The sequence below is a fragment of the Halorubrum sp. Atlit-8R genome (genome assembly GCF_003666025.1).
Classification (GTDB): domain Archaea; phylum Halobacteriota; class Halobacteria; order Halobacteriales; family Haloferacaceae; genus Halorubrum; species Halorubrum salinarum.
This window is the reverse complement of sequence record NZ_QPLV01000002.1, coordinates 265,863-281,669: the sequence shown is the minus strand read 5'-3', so window position 1 is coordinate 281,669 and position 15,807 is coordinate 265,863. Positions and strand designations below refer to the sequence as shown.

Here is a 15,807-nt window from a genome sequence, read left to right as displayed (position 1 = left end):
ATACCTCCGGTTAGCATGTCAGAGGAGATAGTGTTCGTCTGTACGGCGGACGGCTGTGACGAGGGCCCGTGGGAGGGCTCGCACGACGCGATGGCGCACTGCTCCGAGCACCCGGACCACGGGTACACGGGGATGCCGCGGTCCGAGCTCGACCCGAGCCGCGAGGTGATCCCCGCGACCGCGACGCGGGAGCGCGACAACCGCAACCTCCAGCACAAAGGGCACCCGAAGGGTGCGTACGCGCAGAACGACTGACACGTCCCGACGGACGGGCCGCGGTCCCGGCGTCCGTCCCAGGCCCTGGCAGCGGCTCCCCGTCGTCGCCGCGTCGCGCGAGGAATCGCCTCTCTGACGGACCCCTCTCCTTCCGATTCGGCGCCGTTTATGAGCGCCCCGGCCGTACGGGCTCGCATGGTCTCGGAGATCTTCGATCCCGACGCGTGGGAGCCCGTCACCGACGAGTTCGACGACATCACCTACCACCGCGCCGTCGACGTCCCCGCGGTCCGGATCGCCTTCGACCGCCCCGCGGTCCGCAACGCCTTCCGGCCCGGGACGGTCGACGAGCTGTACGCCGCGCTCGACCACGCCCGCAAGCAGGCCGACGTGGGGACCGTCCTCCTCACCGGCAACGGTCCCTCGGAGAAGGACGGCGGCTGGGCGTTCTGTTCCGGCGGCGACCAGTCCGTCCGGGGCGGCTCCGGCTACGAGTACCGCGACGACGACGAGGCGGGCGACGACGACGACGACCTCGTCCGGGAGGCGCGCGCGGGCCGGCTCCACATCCTCGAAGTCCAGCGGCTGATCCGGTTCATGCCGAAGCCCGTGGTCGCGGTCGTCCCCGGCTGGGCGGTCGGCGGCGGCCACTCGCTGCACGTCGTCTGCGACATGACCCTCGCCAGCGAGGAGCACGCGCAGTTCCTCCAGACCGACCCCGACGTGGGGTCGTTCGACGGCGGGTTCGGCTCCGCGTACCTCGCGAAGCAGATCGGACAGAAGAAGGCCCGCGAGGTGTTCTTCCGCGGCAAGACCTACTCCGCCGCGGAGGCCGCGGACATGGGGATGGTCAACGAGGTCGTCCCGCACGAGGAGTTGGAGGACGTGGCCTTGGAGTGGGCCGACGAGATGACCCGGAAGTCGCCGACCGCGATGCGGATGCTGAAGTACGCGTTCAACATGGCCGACGACGGGATGGTCGGCCAGCAGGTGTTCGCGGGCGAGGCGACGCGGCTCGCCTACATGACCGAGGAGGCGCAGGAGGGTCGCGACGCCTTCCTTGAGGGCCGCGAGCCGCAGTTCCGTGACTACCCCTGGCACTACTGACGGGGGCGCCGAGACGCGGCCGCTCGCGCGAGGGCCCTCGGAGCGGTCGCCCCAGTCACCTACAAGTACCCCGCCGCGGTACCGCTACCCATGCTGGTCGAGGAGGTGATGACGACGGACCTCGTGACCTGCGACGTCGGCGCCACGGTCCGGGACGCCACGGAGTCGATGCTCCGCAACCGGATCGGCAGCGTCGTCGTCACGGACGGCGGGACGCCCGCCGGGATCCTCACCGAGAGCGACGTCCTCCACGCCGGGTACGTCACCGACGACCCATTGTCTGCGATCCCGGTTCGGCAGGCCGCGAGCGCCCCGCTCGTCACCGTTCGGCCGAGCGCGACCCTCCGGAGCGCGACCGAGCGCATGCGCTCGGAGGGCGTCAAGAAGCTCGTCGTCGTCGACGGCGTGACGCCCGAGGGGATCGTCACCACGCAGGACATCGTCGACAACTACGCCGGGATCCGCCGGGAGGTCCGCGACCTCGCGACGGACGCGACCGGGTGGTCGGAGCGGTCCGACCGGCTCCGCGACTGAGGACCGCCCCCTCAGGCGTCCCTCAGTCGTCGTCGCCGACGATCCCCTCCGCGACCGCCATGTCCTCGACCGCGGGGTCGTCCTCCGACGCGCGGAGGACGAACCGCTTGCGGATCAGGTCGGCGACGTAGATGGCCGTCCCGGCGATGATCAGCGTGTCGCCGGGGAGCCGCGCCCAGAACAGCGTCTGGACGAGGTCACGCTCGTAGAAGCCGAGGCTGCGGGCCGCGGCGTAGCTCTCGGTGAACGCGACGTCGAGCTGGAGGAAGCCGACGGGCAGCACCGAGACGAACACCATCAGCGCGAGCCCGACGTTCCAGCACCAGAACGACGCGCGGAGCCACGAGGCGTCCCAGCGGTCGGGGTCGATCGACAGCTGGAGCATGTACGTCACCATGCCGAGCGCGAGGAACCCGAACGCGCCGAACATCGCGGCGTGCGCGTGTCCGACCGTGAGGTAGGTGCCGTGCTCGTAGTAGTTGATCAGCGGGAGGTTGATGAAGAACCCGAGGACGCCCGCCCCGACGAAGTTCCAGACCCCGCTGGCGACGATGAACATGAACGGCAGTTTGTACGGGAAGCCGGTCTCGCTCATCGCGCGGTACTGCCCGATGGCCTCGTAGAGGATGAAGATCAGCGGGAGCAGCTCCAGCGTCGAGAAGACGCTGCCGATCGGCACCCAGTAGTCGGGCATCCCGATCCACCAGTAGTGGTGCGAGACGCCGATGACGCCGGTGCCCATCACCAGGAGCGCCTGGAGCATGACCGCCTTCTCCGCGCTGCGGCGCGAGAGCAGGTTCATCGAGACGAGGGTGAGCCCGATGATGGCGACGATGAAGAACTCGAAGGCGCCCTCGACCCACATGTGGACGACCCACCAGCGCCAGAACTCCGTGACGGCGATGTTGGTCGACGGCGTGAACATGAAGCCGGCGACGAACAGCAGGGTGATCGACCCGCCCGCGTAGAGGATCATGTGCGCGAGCCCGTAGATCGGCTCGCGGTCGAGCAGGGGCTTGAGGCCGCGGATCGCGAGGACCGCCCAGAGGACGAACCCGGCGAGCAGGCCGACCTGCCACACCTTCCCGACCTCGAGGTACTCGAGCCCCTCGTTGCCGAGCAGCCACCAGAGCTCGCCCGGGAGGTAGCCGTTCGCGCCGAGCCAGATGCCGCCCATGCCGCCGACCACGACGACGACGAGCGCGCCGAGCAGGACGCTCACGTACGTCCCCTGCCGCTTCGGCTCGTGGCCGGTGAGCAGCGGCGGGAGGAAGAGGCCGGCGCCGAGCCACGTCGACGCGATCCACAAGATTCCGAGGTCGATGTGCCACGTCTTCGCGATGGAGAAGGGGAGCAGCTGGAGGATGTGGACCCCGAAGATCCGTTCGATCCCGAAGAAGCCGGCCCGCTCGATGTAGAAGTGCGCGAGCAGGCCGCCCAGGAGTACCTGCGCGAGGAACAGCCCCGCCGCGATGGGGATGAACCGGAGCGCGGCGCGCTGGCTCGGGAAGACGCTCACGTCGCCCGGCTCGGGGACCGAGATCCCCTCCGCGGACGGCTCGGGCAGCTTCACCGACTTGTACAGCAGGATCGCCGCGCCCGCGGCGCCGACGAGCAGCACCATGGCGATGACGCTCCAGATCATCGCCGACCCGGTGGCGTCGTTGCCCGCGCCGGGCGCGTACGGCCACTCGTTGGTGTACGAGTGGTCGGCGTTCGGGCGGTCGGTGTGTGAGAACCACGCGGTCCACAGCGCGAAGTCGGCGAAGTCCTCCGCCCCCTCCGCGGACTCGATCATCCCGACCGGGACGCCGCGGTCGTGGTCGCCCTCGTGGTAGCGCTCGACGTACGTCTCGCGCACCCGCTCGTGGGCGTACAGCTCCGCCGCGGAGTACTCCACCACGTCGCCGCCGTCGTGCGACGCGTCCAGTTCCTCGCGCACGAGCGCGTCGACCCGCGACCGCTCGCCGGCGTCGAGCGACTCGTACGCCGCGCCGTACTCGGCGTCGGCGTAGTACTCGCGCATGTACTGCGTCTTCAGCTCCAGCGTCTCGGCGGTGTAGTCCTCGCCGTAGTACGCCCCGTTGCCGAGGATCGACCCGTGGTTCATCAGCCCGTACTGCTGGAACGCCGCCTTGCCGTCCTGGACCTCGGCCGCCGTGACGACCGTCTCGCCGTCGGGCCCGACGACCTCGTCGGGTATCGGTGGTGCCTCCTGGTACGCGAACCACGCCCCGGCGCCCATCACGGCGAGGTTCAACAGGAACGCCGCGACGATCACCTTCGCTATCGTCTTTCTCGTGAGTCGCATGGGCGAGCGTACCGCCGGGAGGCCCTATGCGCTTAGCGGCAACATGTTCGGTCGCGTTCCCGACGCCCGAAACCGTCGCAGTCGGGGGGTTTCGGACGCGGTCACCGGCGCATCGCGAAACGCCCGGCCGCGCTCCGCGCGTTCGAGGGGCGCAGCCGGCCGACTCCGCTCGCCGACGGGCCGGACGCCCGCGAACATGTTCGCGACCCGTCTTACACGGCCTTGCGGCGTATCGTCGAGTATGTCCCAGACCACCGAGAGGGCGGAGTCGCCCCCGACGGACGCGGACGCGAGCGGCGCGGACGGGGCGACGGCGACCGCGACCGAGGCGGAGACGACCGTCACCGTGCGGTGTACCGGCCACGTGCGCACCGAACTCGACGTGTACGAGTTCGAGTACACCTTCGCGGGGGACACGCTCCGCGCGTTCTTAGACGAGCTGTTCGAGGAGTACCCTCAGCTTCAGGACATGCTGATCGCCGAGACGGAGGAGGACGCGACCCACAGCGGCTGGGCGCCCGCGCCCGACGAACTCCCCGGCACCTGGACGAAGAACCCGGTCGGCGAGCAGACGACGACCTACGCCCGGATCCTCGTCAACGGCCACTTCAACGAGAACGAGAACGGCTTCGACACGAAACTGGAGGAGGGCGACCGCGTCGCCCTGGTGTACCCGTTCATGTTCTGCTGTTAGCTCGCCGCCCCGGCCGCCGTCGGTGCGCTTTTTCCGCCGCCGCCGTTATCCGGGCCCATGTACGCGGCCCTCTACCGACTCGGAATCGGTGCGTACCTGCTGTGGCTCCTGTTGACCGTCCTGCTCATCCTCGGACGGTACACCCCGGTGCCGTCGTTCCGCGTCGTTCACATCGGCGTCGTCGCCGGCGCCGCCGTGCTGACGCTGATCGGCGCCACGCGACTGCTTCGGAAGGGGTACGGCCGCGTGACGCGGCTGCTCAACGAGCGGTCGTGAGTCGGCGTCGCGCTCTCGCCGCAGGAGTGCGGGGGACGGGATTCGAACCACGGTCGCTCCCGTTCGCTCGCCGCGGTGCGGCTCGCTCACGTCCCGCTCCCTGATTGGCTCTGTTGAAATATTTAAGAATTGATAAGACTGGCGTACGAGATACAGAGGATGTATCTGACGAGACGGGTATGGGAAGATACTTTTTGAGAAGGACAGAAACCGACGTATGAATCGTCGTGCCCTCCTTGCCTCGCTCGCTACCTATGGGGCTGCCTCGACGTCCGGGTGTCTAGATAGTCTCGCGGGGATTCCGAACGAGTCGTTCCAACTTGGCTACGTCGCAGTTCACAACTCCACCGAGAACGCTCACCAGATTGCGATTCGGGTGAGACGCGACGGCACAAACGTTCACCGTTCGACACACGATGTGGCCGGACAGGACGGGGCCGTCGTCGAGAGCGCGATTCCGGAGTGCGACTGGGGGAGTGCCCGTGGACGATACGAAGTCGATGTTCGAGTCGACGATAGCGACTGGGTTACCGAGTCGTTCCAAGGGTATGAGACAGACGGTGGCGACTGTTCGATTGCAATCGCCGAGGGCACGCTTTGGGAAGGAGAACGCCTCGACTTCGGCTACCGCCGAGCGTGTGATTACGATAATCCTCCTGATGGCCTCTGTTCGTTTGACTCGTGATACACTCGCGCACTGTATTCAGCATGGCTCCAAGAACATCTCGCCTACTGAGGGTTTCAACAGAGCGCCCTGATTCGAATCCTTTCTGTACTCAGTGCTGTCGCTCGTGAAGTGCTCGCGACAGCAATGCGGGGGAAGGGATTCGAACCTCACTCACTCCGCTCGCTGCGCTCGCTCCGTTCCCTGATTGGCTCTGTTGAAATCCTTAAGAATTGATAGGACCGGCGTGCGAGATACAGCGGGTGGTCTATCGACCGAGCACAACGAAGCTTCCAAAGAGCATGAACAGTGCCCCGAGTACAAGCCCACCAACGAACTTTCCGGTTGTTGGCGAGGCAACAAGCCCAAGAGTCGCTATCCCGCCACCGACGAGTATCCAACACAGTCCAATCCAGTGATGGCTGAGGTGCTCGAACCACGGTGAGATGCGAGGGGCGAGAACCTGTGCGAGGCCGATGAGAGCGAGAACGATTCCAGCGACAACTCCACCAGTATTGATAGGGTCTGTCGTGAGTACGAAGACGCCGATAGCGAGGATTGCGATCAGAATCGTACTCACGCCGGCCCACACACCACTGAACTCGTCGTCGACGTCAGTCATCGATAGGGGTCACATTCTGGTCGCATCCTATGTGTGAACGGATCCTGGTCGGGCGTATAATATGTTTTATCGATGAGTTACCGGTGATCGACTCGCGCACTTTATTCAGCATGGCTCCAAGAACATCTCGCCTACTGAGGATTTCAACAGAGCGCCCTGATTCGAATCTCTTCCGCTCCTAGTGCTGTCGCTCACGTATTGTTCGCGACAGCATGCGGGGGAAGGGATTCGAACCACGGTCGGACGTGCTCGCTTCGCTGCGCGCGACCTCCCTGATTCGAATCCCTTCCAGTCAGAGACGCGGCGCTCACGATGTGTGAGCGCCGCGATATGCGGGGGAAGGGATTCGAACCCTCGAACCTCTACAGGAGCGGATCTTAAGTCCGCCGCTTTTGGCCAGGCTCAGCCACCCCCGCGCGGATTCGGCTACCGGCGGCGGGGTGAAACCCCTTTCGGAAGTCCTACCAGTCGACCGAGAGCGTCCCGTCGCCGTGCGGGTCCGGCGCTATCTCCTCGTCGGTGCGGCGGTCGACGACGTGGATCACGCCCGCGTCCTTCTTGGCGGGACACGCCTCGGCCGCGCGGACGTTCTCTTCGAGGTCCTCCTCGCCGATGTAGTACGCCTCGGGCTTCGCCATCCCGCTCACCACGTCCATGACCCAGTTGTCCGCGACCTCGGCGCACTTGCCCGCCCCGAAGCACTTGTTCGCCTCGAAGACGATCTTGTACGGCTTCTCGTCGATCGGCGGCCCCTCGCCGCCGATGTCGCTGGCGCGGAGCACCTCGTCGCCGCCGTCGGTCTCGGCCTCGTCGCTCATGTCGCTCCCTCGGCGGTCGCGGGCCTTTCGTCTGTCGGTTGTTCCCGCTCGCTCGAACCGAGATGACGGGCGTCAGCCGTCCGTGTGCTCGGCGAGCAGCCGCTCGGCGTGCTCGGGCGAGTCGGCCAGCTCCCACCGGACCTTCGCGGCGTCGCCGTACGCCAGCGCCTCCTTCAGCTCGTCGCGGAGGACGCCTGTGCCGAATCCGACCGTGTCGCCGTCGGCGTCGCCCAGCTCGTACAGCGCGTAGCGGCTCGGCGCGCTCCCGACGGTCGAGCGGTCGAGGTCGCGCCAGGGCTTCGCGAGGCTCACGGCGTCGCCCTCGCTCCCGTCACCGGTGCGCGTCGAGGCCGTCCTCGGGGCCCTCGACGATCTCGTAGCTCCCCTCCGTCCAGCCGTCCTCGACGAAGACGAACACGCGTCCGCCGGCGATCTCGGGGTCGGCGACGACCTCGTTGCGCTGCCCCTCGCGGCCGACGATCACGCCGGGGAACACCTCGTCGCGCTCGCCGTCCTCGACGATGACGCGGCCGACGCCGGACTCCTCCAATATCTCGTCGTCGGTCTTGTAGTCGTTGACGTACGTCATCACGCCCTCCGTCTCCGTGGGGTCGGTGACGAGGACGTGGGTCTCCTTGCCGGGGCCGGCGGTCACCGACCCCTCGGCGGACTCGGGGACGCCCCGGTAGAGGGTCGTCCGGCCGTCGAGGTACTCGACGACGACGCCCTCCTCGCGGAGGTCGACGCCGATCGAGGTCGGCGGCACGTCGCTGCGTGATGGCGCGGACATACGCGACGCTCGGAGTGCCGGCCTCAAAAGGGACGCGCTCGGGCCTCGCGCCGACGCGCGCCCGGCGACGAGCCGCCCCGAACGCCGCGCGGCGGGGCGGCCTCAGCCGCGAGAATCGGCGTACCACATTTAAGTTCCTGCCGCGGGGAGTGCGTGGCATGCAACGGACGCGACGGGCGCTTCTCGGGGTCGGCGCCGCCCTCGCCGGGACCGCCGGGTGTCTCGGCGTCGAGGGCGTCGAGTACCCCGACGCCGCCGCGGGCGCCGACGCGCCGGGCGACGGGGACGACCCCGACGGCGACCCGCCCGAAGACGGCCCTCCCGACGACCCGCCCGAGCAGACCGACGGCGACCCGCCGGCCGCCAACGCCGCGCTGGCGGCGGCGACGCGCGCGGTCGTCGACGACGCGGTGTGGTTCGCGACCGAGTACCCGGCGGCGGTCGCGACGTACCGCGACGCGATAGCCGACGCGGTCGCGACGGTCCGGTCGGTCCGCGCGACGGTCGACGAGGAGGCGGCGATCGCGACCGAACAGGTCGACGCGGTCGCGGCCGCGGGCGAGACCGCCGCCGACCGCGCGGCCGAGGCGCTCGAACCGCACTTCTCGCCCGGCCCGCGGATCCGCGCCCGCGTCGAGCGACACGTCGGCGTCCTGCGGGAGTTCGCGCCGCGCAACGACGTCGACCGCGCGCTGGAGGAACTCGACCGCATGCGCCGCGACCTCGCGAGCGTCGGAACCTCCATCTACGTCGAAGAGGAGTTCTCTCGGGACCCGATCTACAACCGGCTGTTCCGTCGACTGCTGGCGCCGCTCCCGCCCGAGGACCCCGAGCGCGGCCGCGTCACCGGCGGCACGCTCGTCGAGCTCGCCGTCGCGAGCCGCGACTTCTCGACGTTCGCGCACCGCCCGTACGACCGCGACGGGGTCGACCGCGACCGGATCCCGCGCATCTACGGCGACGCGTTCGACCCCGAGCGGCAGCGGGAGCTCCGCGCCCGGCTCGGCCCGATCCCCCAGTCGGAGGACCGCGTCGAGGAGCTGTTCGTCGCGTACGCGCGGCGGCCACCGCTGGGAACCCGCCAGCAGGAGGCGTTCGAGGGCTGGCCCCGCGAGCTCGACGGCGTCCCGGTCCACGTCCAGCGGTACCCGGACGCCGAGACCGCCGAGGCGCGGCTCTCGACGGCCCTCGACGAGGGGGCGACCGAGGGCCGCGCGCCGGTCGACCCCGAGGCGACGCTCGCCGGGTCCGACTTCAGCGGGAACGCGTCCGAGGGCGGAAACGCCACCGACGCCGACGGCGGGACCGACGACAGCCCGACGGCCTGGCACCGCTTCTACCACCGCGAGGCGGAGGGCGAGCGGTACGGCTTCGACGAGCACGCCGGCGTCCAGTACGGCTACCTCGTCCGGGCGGGCGAGTTCCTGCTCGCGACCGGCTTCTCGGGCGACGCGTGGGAGGAGCGGACCGGGTGGCACGGCCGCCTGCGGCACGGGTGGGTGACCGGCGCGTGAACGCGAACCAGATCGGTCTCGTCGCCGCGGCGTTCGCCCTAGTCGGCGCCGGCGTCGGCATCGTCGGCGCGGCCGCGACGGGCTGGGCGGAGGCGGCGCTCGCGACCGCCGCGACCGGCGAGACGGCGCGGTTCGGCCCGGTGTTCGTCGCGCAGTCGTACCTCGCCGCGACCGCGACCGTCCTCGTCTCCGCCGTCCCGCTGGCCGGCGTCCTCGGCGTCCTCGTCGGCTCGCGCGCCCGCGGCGTCGGCTCCGCGGCGACGACCTGCGGGCTCGGGACGGGCCTCGGCGCGCTGGCGTACGGGCTGATCGCGGTCACGGTGATCGTGGTCTCGCAGGGCGACGCCGCCGCGCAGGCGCACGGGCTCGTCGACGCCGTCGTCCCGACGCTCGCGACCGCGTTCGTCGCCGGCGCCGTCGGCGCGTCGACCGGCGTCCTCGGGACGGTGATGCGATGACCGCCGAACGAAGCCGGTCCGGGTCCGGCGACGGCGACCGACCGGACAGACCGATCCGACGCGCGTCGCGGCGAGGCGTCCTCGCGGTCGGCGCCGCCGGACTCCTGGCCGGCTGCCTCGTCACGTCGGAAGAGGAGGGCTCGGACGCCCGACAGACGAGCGACGGTGCGAACGGGAGCGACGCCGACGGCGACGAGGGGGGAAGCGGGTCCGGCGGCGACGCTGGAAGCGACGGGGGGGAGTCCGAGGGCGAGGCGACCCCGGACGAGGTCGGTCCCGACGGCTCCGGGCTCGTCGTGACCGACGCGACGGTCCGCGAGGTGACGGAAGGCGGCGGGTGGACCAGAGTTCGCGCCCGCCTGACCGTCCGGAACGCCGGCCGGTTCGAGTACGGGACCGTCGAGTTCCGCGCCGACGCGTACGCCGTCAGCCCGGGCACGGACGAGCGCGAACCGGTCGGATTCGGCTACGTCACGCGCCGCTTCTCCCCGGACGACCGGTTCGGGGAGGGCCGCTCGCGGTCGTTCGACGTGACGATCCGCTTCGAGAGCGACGAGACGCCGGTCCGTCCCGAGCGCGACCGGTACGCCGTCGACGCGGCGGTGCGGCGCGCGGAGCCGCTCTGACGCGACCTCGATCGGGGCCGCGGTTCCGCTCCGCCCCCGGCAGAGAGACTCGCCGTGATCGCTACCTCTTTGTCCGCGGTCGCGAGCCGTGAACCCATGGAGGGACAGGCGGCGGCGCTCGGCGCCGGGACCGTGTTGAACGCGCTCGCGACCGGCACGGGCGCGGCGTTCGGCCTCGACGTCGAGACGCGCGCGGCGGTCGAACTGGACCCCGCGGCCGACGGCGTCGAGGGCGAGATAGCCGAGGACGCCGCCGCCGACACCGACCTGATCGAGCGCTGCGTCGCGCTCGCGACCGACCGCTGGGGCGACGGCGAGGGCGGCCGCGTCCGGACCGACAGCGACGTGCCGCTGGCGGCGGGCCTGAAGAGCTCCAGCGCGGCCGCCAACGCGGCCGTCCTCGCGACCTGCGACGCGCTCGGGCTCGCGGTCGGCGACGACCCGGACGACCCCGCGGTCGAGGTCACCCGCCTCGCGGCCTGCCGGCTCGGCGTGCGCGCGGCCCGCGAGGCCGGCGTCACGGTCACGGGCGCGTTCGACGACGCGACCGCGTCGATGCTCGGCGGCGTCACCGTCACCGACAACGGCGCCGACGAGCTGCGCCGCCGCGAGGCGGTCGACTGGGACGCCCTCGTCTGGACCCCGCCCGAGCGGGCCTACTCGGCCGACGCCGACGTGGCGCGCTGCGAGGCCGTCGCGCCGATGGCGGACCTCGTCGCCGACCTCGCGCTCGACGGCCGGTACGGCGAGGCGATGACGGTGAACGGGCTGGCGTTCTCGGCCGCGCTCGGCTTCGACGCCGACCCCGCGGTCGAGGCGATGCCGCACGCCACGGCGGTGTCGCTGTCGGGGACCGGCCCGAGCGTCGTCGCCGTCGCGGACCCCGACGATCCCGAAACCGACCTCGACGCGGTCGCCGACGCCTGGGGCGAGCGCCCCGGAACGCTGCGACGGACGACGACCAGAAACGACGGCGCGGCCGTCGAGTGACCACACGACCCACCCCACTACCAATGAGTGACACACCCAACGCGGAGGACCGGAGCCTCGACGAACTGCGACGCGAGATAGAGGACATCGACCGCGAGATAGTCGAGTTGATCGCCCGCCGGACGTACGTCGCGGACACCGTCGCGGCCGTGAAGGAGGAGCGCGACCTCCCCACCACCGACGAGGGCCAAGAGGAGCGCGTGATGGAGCGCGCCGGCGAGAACGCCGAGCGCTTCGACGTGGACGCCAACCTCGTGAAGGCCATCTTCCGGCTGCTGATCGAGTTGAACAAGGTCGAACAGCGGGAGAATCGGTGAGCGCGCCGTCGCCGCGTCGGAGCGCTCCCGAAATTCAGTCGTCGTCGAGTACGCGCGTGAGCGTCCTGACGCCGACGAATCGGGGGACGCGCTCGCAGTACTCGTCGTAGGCGTCTCCGTAGACCTCCCGGAGCCAGCTCTCCTCCGCGAGTACTTGGAGGACGGAGAAGGCGGCGGTGGCGACGGCGAGCGCACCGGCGAGCGGGGAGTTCGCCAGGACGGCGTACGCCGCGAACAGGAGGACGTAGCCGACGTTCTGCGGGTTCCGGGTGTACCGGTAGACGCCGTCGGTCCGCAGTTCGTCCTCGCGCCCCTCGGTCGCGGCCTCGCCGAGGTCGACGGCGGACCTGTTGAGAACCCCGAACGCGACCAGCACGCCGACGGCGCCGACGCCGAGGTGCCACGGGGCCGCGAGCGGGCCGGCGTTCCAGTCGAGGACGCCGGTCGCGAACACCGCGGGCAACAGCGGGCGGCTGAACGCGAGGTAGACCCGGCGCTTCCGGTCGTCGTCGCCCGCGGGCCAGAGCCGACGCTCGGGCGCGAGCAGGGAGACGATCATCACCGCCGAGAGCCCGAGAAGACAGCCCGCCGCGGCGGCGAACGCGACGAGTCCGAGCATCGAGTCTAGTTGGCGAACCGACAGGTATCAATCCCACGGTCCGGCCGGTTCCGCGTCGGGCGGTCCGGAAACTCCGAAGTCAATCGCCGTCGCGGATCATCATCACCTTCACGCGGCGAACGGCGTCGAAGTCGCGGAGCCGATAGGTCAGTTCGCGGACGCGAGCGGCGTCGCCGCGGCAGAACAGCGATTCGAGACACCACTCGCCTTGGTGGGTGTGGCTCGTGTTGAGGATGACGTCTTGGTACTCGTGTTGGACGCCGTGGAGCTCCCGGATCACCTCGTGGTGACGGTAGTCGAAGCCGAGTAGCGCGACGACCTCGCCCGCCGTGTCTTCGAGCCGCGCGTGCGACTCGACGTACTCCCGCATCGCCTCCCGGACCGCCCGCGACCGGTTCTCGATCCCCTCGTCCCGCCACGTCCGGTCGAACTCCTCGATCAGCCCCTCGGGGACGTTGAAACTCGTTCGCATCACCTCGTCGTCGGACCGGCGAGCAAAAGAGGGTCGGTATGCCGGTCCGCTCGCCCAACCGCGACGACCTCCCATCCCAACCGCGACGGCCTCCAGTCGGCGACCGCCGTGCGCCGACGCGGTCCGCGCGGACGGCTCGCCCGTCGGGTCCGTCGAAGATAGGAGTCGGGGGATGAGGGGCGGGCGGGGTTACTGGTACGCCTGCATCCCGGTGAGGTCCTCGCCGAGGATCAGGGTGTGGATGTCGTGGGTGCCCTCGTAGGTGTACACCGTCTCCATGTTCGCCATGTGGCGCATCGGCGAGTAGTCGGCGGTGATCCCGTTGCCGCCGAGCATCTCCCGGGCGATCCGCGACTGGTCGCGGGCCATCCGCACGTTGTTACGCTTGGCCATCGAGACGTGCTGCGGCCGCATCTCGCCGGCCTCCTTGAGGTCCGCGAGCCGGTGGGCGAGCAGCTGGGAGAGCGTGATCTGGGTCGCCATCTCCGCCAGCTTCTCCTGTTGCATCTGGAAGCCGCCGATCGGCTTCCCGAACTGCTCGCGGTCGGTGGCGTACTCGCGGGCGACCTCGAAGCAGTCCTGCGCGGCGCCGACCGCGCCCCACGCGATGCCGTAGCGCGCCTGCGTCAGACACGACAGCGGGCCCTTCATGCCCTCGACGCCGGGGAGGCGATTTTCGGCCGGGACGCGGACGTTCTGGAGGCTGATCTCGCCCGTGATCGACGCCCGGAGGCTGAGCTTCTCGTCGATCTTGTTGGTCGTGACGCCGTCGCGGTCGGTCTCGACGAGGAAGCCGCGGACCGGCGTCCCCTCCTCGCCGTGGTCCTTCGCCCACACGACCGCGACGTCGGCGATCGGGGAGTTCGTGATCCACGTCTTCGAGCCGTTCAGGACGTACTCGTCGCCGTCCGGCTCGGCCATCGTCTCCATCGCGGAGGGGTTCGACCCGTGCTCCGGCTCCGTGAGCCCGAAGCAGCCGACCGCGTCGCCGGTGCCGAGCCGCGGGAGCCACTCCTCCTTCTGCTCGTCGCTGCCGAAGGCGTGGATCGGGTACATCACCAGGGCGCCCTGGACGCTCGCCATCGACCGGAGCCCGGAGTCACACGCCTCTAGCTCGCGCATCAGCAGGCCGTACGCCGTCTCGCTGACGCCCGGCAGGCCGTACCCGTCGAGGTTCGGCGCGTAAAAGCCCATCTCGCCCATCTTCGGGATCAGTTCCGTGGGAAACGTGCCCTCGATCCAGTGGTCTCCCATGTCGGGGACTTCCCCGTCGACGAACGACCGCGCGGAGTCGACGAGCAGCCGCTCCTCCTCTGACAGCGTCGACTCCATGTCGAAGTAATCCAGCATACGATCGCTTGCGATCCCAAGGATAAATAAGTATAGTTGTGTCCGCTCAGCGACCAAAACCGCCGATTTCGCCGTCGAGTGAGCCGGGGGCGACGCCGAAATCGCCGCCGGGCGGAGGCCGCGGAAGCGGGCCGGCGACCGCCCGGGACCTCAGTCGGCGGGCGACCCCTCGCGGCGCCTCAATCCCAGCCGTCCGTCCCGTCGAGCAGGTGCTCCTCGACGACGGCCTCGTCGAGTTCGATCCCGAGCCCGGGCGCCTCCGGGACCTCGATGCGGCCGTCCTCGATCAGCGGCTCGTCGCGCGCCAGCAGGTCGTCCCACCAGTCGACCTCCAGCGCGTGGTACTCCAGCAGGTCGAAGTTCGGCGTGGCGGCGCCGAGGTGGACGCAGGCCATCGTCCCGACCGGGCTACAGACGTTGTGCGGGGACAGCGGCATGTAGTTCTCCTCCGCGCGGTCGGCGATCCGCATCGTCTCCGTGAGGCCGCCGACGGTCGTCGGGTCGGGAGTGACGATGTCGACGCCGTGGTCGTAGATCAGGTCCGACAGCTCGAACACGCGGAAGCGGTTCTCGCCGGTCGCGACCGGGGTCCGCGTCGCCTTCGTCACCTCCTTTTGCGCCTCCATGTTCTCGGGCGGGACGAGGTCCTCGAGCCACATCAGGTCGAACTCCTCCAACTCGTGGGCGAGCCGCTTCGCGCTCTCGACGGAGTAGTCCCAGTGGCAGTCGAACGCGAGGTCGACGTCGTACCCGATCTCGTCGCGCACGGCGGCGACGATCTCCTTTTTCTCCCGGATCGCCGCGTTGGTCAGGCGCCCGTTGTACGGGTCGTTCTCGTTGTCCGCGGGGAGGTCGAGGTCGAACTTCAGCGCGGAGAAGCCCATGTCGGTGACGCGGGCGGCCTCGGCGGCGTACGCCTCCGGCGAGTACGCCTCGGCGTCGGCGTAGGCGGTCGCGCCGTCCTCCACCGCGTACGCCTCGCCGGCGTGGCAGTCGCAGTAGATCCGGACCTCGTCGCGGTACTTCGAGCCGAGCAGCTGGTAGACCGGGAGCCCGAGGATCTTCCCGGCGGCGTCTAAGAGCGCGATCTCGATGCCCGACGCCGCGGTGACGACCTTCCCGGTCGTGCCGCCGTGGCCCGACATCTCCTGGAAGACGTACCGGACGAGCCGCCCCACGTCGAGCGGGTTCTCGCCGACGAGGAACCGGTTCGTGTACTCGACGAGCTCCGGGATCCCGCCGCCGCGGTACGCCTCGCCGATCCCGGTGACGCCGGCGTCGGTCTCCACTTTGATCAGGTTCCACTCGAAGTTCCCCTCGACGACGCAGGCGTCGAGGCCGGTGATCTGTACGTCTCGGTCCGGGTCGCGGGTGTCGATCTGGTCTGAGTAGTCTCGCATGTGTGTGGTGTTTGTGTTTCGCTGGTATC

20 protein-coding genes and 1 tRNA gene are annotated in these 15,807 nt (G+C 69.7%); 11 read left to right on the top strand and 10 right to left on the bottom strand.

Annotated elements, in window-relative coordinates; genetic code table 11:
* Positions 1–15: 15 nt before the first annotated feature.
* The 3 genes from DVK05_RS07230 (at position 16) to DVK05_RS07220 (ending at position 1,857) form a co-directional block, all read left to right on the top strand.
* A complete protein-coding gene (locus tag DVK05_RS07230) occupies positions 16–255 on the top strand; it encodes a hypothetical protein (RefSeq protein ID WP_053770864.1) in 240 nt (79 codons plus the stop codon).
* A gap of 156 nt (positions 256–411) precedes the next feature.
* Positions 412–1,323, top strand: a complete 912-nt coding sequence (locus DVK05_RS07225) for a 1,4-dihydroxy-2-naphthoyl-CoA synthase (RefSeq protein WP_121562711.1) — start codon at positions 412–414, stop codon at positions 1,321–1,323.
* A 90-nt stretch (positions 1,324–1,413) separates the two neighbouring features.
* A complete protein-coding gene (locus DVK05_RS07220; protein WP_121562710.1) occupies positions 1,414–1,857 on the top strand; it encodes a CBS domain-containing protein in 444 nt (147 codons plus the stop codon).
* A 22-nt stretch (positions 1,858–1,879) separates the two neighbouring features.
* Here the strand turns inward: DVK05_RS07220 and DVK05_RS07215 are convergent, their stop codons facing one another.
* Complete coding sequence (locus DVK05_RS07215) at positions 1,880–4,168, bottom strand: nitric-oxide reductase large subunit (RefSeq protein WP_121562709.1); 2,289 nt, start codon at positions 4,166–4,168, stop codon at positions 1,880–1,882.
* Positions 4,169–4,409: 241 nt separating this feature from the next.
* Here DVK05_RS07215 and DVK05_RS07210 point away from each other — a divergent pair, with 241 nt between their 5' ends.
* From DVK05_RS07210 to DVK05_RS07200, 3 genes are all read left to right on the top strand, one after another.
* Positions 4,410–4,862 (top strand): MoaD/ThiS family protein, encoded by a 453-nt coding sequence (locus DVK05_RS07210; protein WP_121562708.1) that lies wholly within the window; start codon positions 4,410–4,412, stop codon positions 4,860–4,862.
* 57 nt (positions 4,863–4,919) lie between these two features.
* Positions 4,920–5,138, top strand: a complete 219-nt coding sequence (locus DVK05_RS07205; RefSeq protein ID WP_121562707.1) for a hypothetical protein — start codon at positions 4,920–4,922, stop codon at positions 5,136–5,138.
* 217 nt (positions 5,139–5,355) lie between these two features.
* Positions 5,356–5,823 carry a hypothetical protein gene (locus tag DVK05_RS07200; protein ID WP_121562706.1) on the top strand — a complete coding sequence of 156 codons (468 nt, stop codon included), beginning with the start codon at positions 5,356–5,358 and terminating at the stop codon, positions 5,821–5,823.
* Positions 5,824–6,070: 247 nt separating this feature from the next.
* Here DVK05_RS07200 and DVK05_RS16855 read toward each other — a convergent pair whose 3' ends face one another.
* The 5 genes from DVK05_RS16855 to DVK05_RS07180 form a co-directional block, all read right to left on the bottom strand.
* A complete protein-coding gene (locus DVK05_RS16855) occupies positions 6,071–6,424 on the bottom strand; it encodes a hypothetical protein (RefSeq protein WP_147437740.1) in 354 nt (117 codons plus the stop codon).
* Between the two features lie 331 nt (positions 6,425–6,755).
* Positions 6,756–6,840 (bottom strand) — tRNA-Leu (locus DVK05_RS07195).
* A gap of 45 nt (positions 6,841–6,885) precedes the next feature.
* The gene (locus DVK05_RS07190; protein ID WP_053770869.1) at positions 6,886–7,242 is read right to left on the bottom strand and encodes a ferredoxin; all 357 of its coding nucleotides are present in this window, start codon (positions 7,240–7,242) and stop codon (positions 6,886–6,888) included.
* A gap of 72 nt (positions 7,243–7,314) precedes the next feature.
* The gene (locus tag DVK05_RS07185) at positions 7,315–7,554 is read right to left on the bottom strand and encodes a hypothetical protein (protein ID WP_121562705.1); all 240 of its coding nucleotides are present in this window, start codon (positions 7,552–7,554) and stop codon (positions 7,315–7,317) included.
* A 19-nt stretch (positions 7,555–7,573) separates the two neighbouring features.
* A complete protein-coding gene (locus DVK05_RS07180; RefSeq protein WP_121562704.1) occupies positions 7,574–8,032 on the bottom strand; it encodes a DUF5796 family protein in 459 nt (152 codons plus the stop codon).
* A 158-nt stretch (positions 8,033–8,190) separates the two neighbouring features.
* Here DVK05_RS07180 and DVK05_RS07175 point away from each other — a divergent pair, with 158 nt between their 5' ends.
* The 5 genes from DVK05_RS07175 to DVK05_RS07155 all read left to right on the top strand — a co-directional run bounded on the left by DVK05_RS07175 (position 8,191) and on the right by DVK05_RS07155 (position 11,937).
* Positions 8,191–9,546, top strand: coding sequence for a hypothetical protein (locus DVK05_RS07175; protein ID WP_121562703.1), 1,356 nt, complete (start codon positions 8,191–8,193; stop codon positions 9,544–9,546).
* The gene (locus DVK05_RS07170) at positions 9,543–10,004 is read left to right on the top strand and encodes a hypothetical protein (protein WP_121562965.1); all 462 of its coding nucleotides are present in this window, start codon (positions 9,543–9,545) and stop codon (positions 10,002–10,004) included. Before DVK05_RS07175 ends, DVK05_RS07170 begins: the two co-directional genes overlap by 4 nt.
* A complete protein-coding gene (locus tag DVK05_RS07165; RefSeq protein WP_121562702.1) occupies positions 10,001–10,630 on the top strand; it encodes a hypothetical protein in 630 nt (209 codons plus the stop codon). The genes DVK05_RS07170 and DVK05_RS07165 overlap by 4 nt, the downstream gene beginning before the upstream one ends.
* Positions 10,631–10,726: 96 nt before the next feature.
* Positions 10,727–11,620, top strand: coding sequence for a shikimate kinase (locus DVK05_RS07160; protein WP_121562701.1), 894 nt, complete (start codon positions 10,727–10,729; stop codon positions 11,618–11,620).
* Positions 11,621–11,643: 23 nt separating this feature from the next.
* Positions 11,644–11,937: a chorismate mutase gene (locus DVK05_RS07155; RefSeq protein WP_121562700.1), complete on the top strand. Its 294-nt coding sequence runs from the start codon at positions 11,644–11,646 to the stop codon at positions 11,935–11,937.
* Positions 11,938–11,971: 34 nt separating this feature from the next.
* Here the strand turns inward: DVK05_RS07155 and DVK05_RS07150 are convergent, their stop codons facing one another.
* The 4 genes from DVK05_RS07150 to DVK05_RS07135 form a co-directional block, all read right to left on the bottom strand.
* Entirely contained in the window at positions 11,972–12,556 is a 585-nt protein-coding gene (locus DVK05_RS07150; protein ID WP_121562699.1) for an isoprenylcysteine carboxylmethyltransferase family protein, read from the bottom strand.
* Positions 12,557–12,635: 79 nt separating this feature from the next.
* A complete protein-coding gene (locus DVK05_RS07145; RefSeq protein ID WP_053770881.1) occupies positions 12,636–13,028 on the bottom strand; it encodes a CopG family ribbon-helix-helix protein in 393 nt (130 codons plus the stop codon).
* A gap of 189 nt (positions 13,029–13,217) precedes the next feature.
* Entirely contained in the window at positions 13,218–14,378 is a 1,161-nt protein-coding gene (locus DVK05_RS07140; protein ID WP_121562698.1) for an acyl-CoA dehydrogenase family protein, read from the bottom strand.
* Positions 14,379–14,557: 179 nt separating this feature from the next.
* Positions 14,558–15,778, bottom strand: coding sequence for a mandelate racemase/muconate lactonizing enzyme family protein (locus DVK05_RS07135; protein ID WP_121562697.1), 1,221 nt, complete (start codon positions 15,776–15,778; stop codon positions 14,558–14,560).
* Positions 15,779–15,807 lie beyond the last annotated feature (29 nt).

Bases quoted from the DNA above. Each gene is read 5' to 3' on its own strand.
- DVK05_RS07200 (WP_121562706.1), top strand. From the start codon at position 5,356: ATGAATCGTCGTGCCCTCCTTGCCTCGCTCGCTACCTATGGGGCTGCC.
- DVK05_RS07135 (WP_121562697.1), bottom strand. From the start codon at position 15,778: ATGCGAGACTACTCAGACCAGATCGACACCCGCGACCCGGACCGAGAC.
- DVK05_RS07210 (WP_121562708.1), top strand. From the start codon at position 4,410: ATGTCCCAGACCACCGAGAGGGCGGAGTCGCCCCCGACGGACGCGGAC.
- DVK05_RS07215 (WP_121562709.1), bottom strand. From the start codon at position 4,168: ATGCGACTCACGAGAAAGACGATAGCGAAGGTGATCGTCGCGGCGTTC.
- DVK05_RS16855 (WP_147437740.1), bottom strand. From the start codon at position 6,424: ATGACTGACGTCGACGACGAGTTCAGTGGTGTGTGGGCCGGCGTGAGT.
- DVK05_RS07155 (WP_121562700.1), top strand. From the start codon at position 11,644: ATGAGTGACACACCCAACGCGGAGGACCGGAGCCTCGACGAACTGCGA.
- DVK05_RS07140 (WP_121562698.1), bottom strand. From the start codon at position 14,378: ATGCTGGATTACTTCGACATGGAGTCGACGCTGTCAGAGGAGGAGCGG.
- DVK05_RS07175 (WP_121562703.1), top strand. From the start codon at position 8,191: ATGCAACGGACGCGACGGGCGCTTCTCGGGGTCGGCGCCGCCCTCGCC.
- DVK05_RS07205 (WP_121562707.1), top strand. From the start codon at position 4,920: ATGTACGCGGCCCTCTACCGACTCGGAATCGGTGCGTACCTGCTGTGG.
- DVK05_RS07165 (WP_121562702.1), top strand. From the start codon at position 10,001: ATGACCGCCGAACGAAGCCGGTCCGGGTCCGGCGACGGCGACCGACCG.
- DVK05_RS07220 (WP_121562710.1), top strand. From the start codon at position 1,414: ATGCTGGTCGAGGAGGTGATGACGACGGACCTCGTGACCTGCGACGTC.
- DVK05_RS07160 (WP_121562701.1), top strand. From the start codon at position 10,727: ATGGAGGGACAGGCGGCGGCGCTCGGCGCCGGGACCGTGTTGAACGCG.
- DVK05_RS07190 (WP_053770869.1), bottom strand. From the start codon at position 7,242: ATGAGCGACGAGGCCGAGACCGACGGCGGCGACGAGGTGCTCCGCGCC.
- DVK05_RS07230 (WP_053770864.1), top strand. From the start codon at position 16: ATGTCAGAGGAGATAGTGTTCGTCTGTACGGCGGACGGCTGTGACGAG.
- DVK05_RS07145 (WP_053770881.1), bottom strand. From the start codon at position 13,028: ATGCGAACGAGTTTCAACGTCCCCGAGGGGCTGATCGAGGAGTTCGAC.
- DVK05_RS07225 (WP_121562711.1), top strand. From the start codon at position 412: ATGGTCTCGGAGATCTTCGATCCCGACGCGTGGGAGCCCGTCACCGAC.
- DVK05_RS07180 (WP_121562704.1), bottom strand. From the start codon at position 8,032: ATGTCCGCGCCATCACGCAGCGACGTGCCGCCGACCTCGATCGGCGTC.
- DVK05_RS07150 (WP_121562699.1), bottom strand. From the start codon at position 12,556: ATGCTCGGACTCGTCGCGTTCGCCGCCGCGGCGGGCTGTCTTCTCGGG.